Annotated in this window: 2 protein-coding genes; both read left to right on the top strand. The window is 36.6% G+C overall.

Features of this window, described 5'->3' with window-relative positions:
• The first annotated feature begins 110 nt into the window (after positions 1-110).
• The gene (locus tag V7149_RS01155) at positions 111-1100 is read left to right on the top strand and encodes a nuclease-related domain-containing protein (protein WP_335343844.1); all 990 of its coding nucleotides are present in this window, start codon (positions 111-113) and stop codon (positions 1098-1100) included.
• A gap of 24 nt (positions 1101-1124) precedes the next feature.
• Positions 1125-1520: diacylglycerol/lipid kinase family protein (locus V7149_RS01150; protein ID WP_335343843.1), on the top strand; the 396-nt coding region annotated here is incomplete at its 3' end.

Genomic DNA, 1520 nt, shown 5'->3' with positions numbered 1-1520 from the left:
TTCTCAAACTCGAGAAAAGTTATTCTTTATTTATTAGATAAATAGCTATTTTTTTAAGCTTAATTAATTGAAAATGGGGAAATAAAGTACTAACAAGGCAGGCAGGTAAAATGGGACAATTAATAAAATTGCAGGATTACGTTTCACGTTATGAACAAAATATTTATTTATATCCTTCACGTTTTGTTAGACTTAAAAAACAGCAATGGGATAAGTTGAAAATTGGCTGGGAGAATGAGGATTCCTCCATTTTTCAAGAAGGGCTTCAGACCCAGCAAGGAAGTACCGATTGGCTAGAGGACGAAAAGCAGCCTTTACTGGATAAGTTAAAGGGTCTGTTGAAGTTTGGAAAAGGTGAATCAATTGATGAAACGATATTCGATTCAGAACTAGAGGAAAAAGAGGAGGAACCCGAGGAGGAGTCTCTCGACTTCCATACAAGTTTTACTTATAGACCCGATACAATAGAGGATTTGAAATATCAATTCCTTGATCAAATCTTTCGTTTTCAGATGAAGTGGGCAAGTTCAACTTTAACGGAAAAATCCTTTATCGATAAAAGGTATTATTACGATGAAAGACTTAAATATTTCCTTCAGCGATTTCCCGATACGTTTCTAGTGCTCTATCACCCGCTTTTTTTATTAAAAAAGGCTCCAGTTGAATTAGAAACCATTATCATCAGCCCTACTGGTGTATGGTGTATAAGCTTTGTAGAGGAAGAGGATCTGTCTGTTTTCATAGGATCAAAAGAAAGATTCTGGCTTAAGCGTGTGAAAGGCAAGGAAAAAAAGGTATTAAATCCGGTTTTAGCATTAAATCGGACAGGAAAAATTGTACAGCAAATTTTTCAGATGAATGAAATTGATTTTCCTATTTACAAAGCAGTTATTTGCCGGAACGGCTATATCGATTATCCTGCATCACCATTTGACGTGCAATTGATTGAAAAAAGAAATTATGATGAATGGTTTAATAGCATGAGAAACCTCCGCTCTCCGTTAAAGCATAACCAGCTTAAAGGAGCGCAGGCTTTGCTTCAGTATTGCCAAACGTCATCCATAAGAAGGTTAGAATGGGAGTTAGCAGACGAAAGTTAAAATGTCGATTAAAAGGCTGATGTTATGAAAAATATTTATTTTATTATTAATCCACAAGCGAAAAATGGATATTGTCAAAAAGTTTGGAGAAAGCTGGAACGGACTCTCCTTGAACAAAAGATTCCTTACATGGCCTTTTTTACAGAATATCGTGGTCATGCGAAAGATATTGTCCGATCCATTGCCGTTAAATCAGAAGGAAGTCAAGTTACGATTATAGCTGTCGGCGGCGATGGCACGATGCATGAGGTTATTAATGGTGCAGCAAACTTCCACCATGTCCATGTGTCTTTTATTCCTGGCGGGTCAGGCAACGACTTCTCAAGAGGATTTAATATTTCCAAAAACCCAGCCAAGGCACTTAATACCTTATTACAGCAATTAGAACAAGAGAATACCGTATGCGTTGATATTGGAAAA

It is taken from the genome of Bacillus sp. JJ1503 (assembly GCF_036965125.1).
Classification (GTDB): domain Bacteria; phylum Bacillota; class Bacilli; order Bacillales; family Cytobacillaceae; genus Cytobacillus.
The sequence above is the reverse complement of the archived record's forward strand: the minus strand, read 5'-3'. Positions and strand labels throughout refer to the sequence as shown.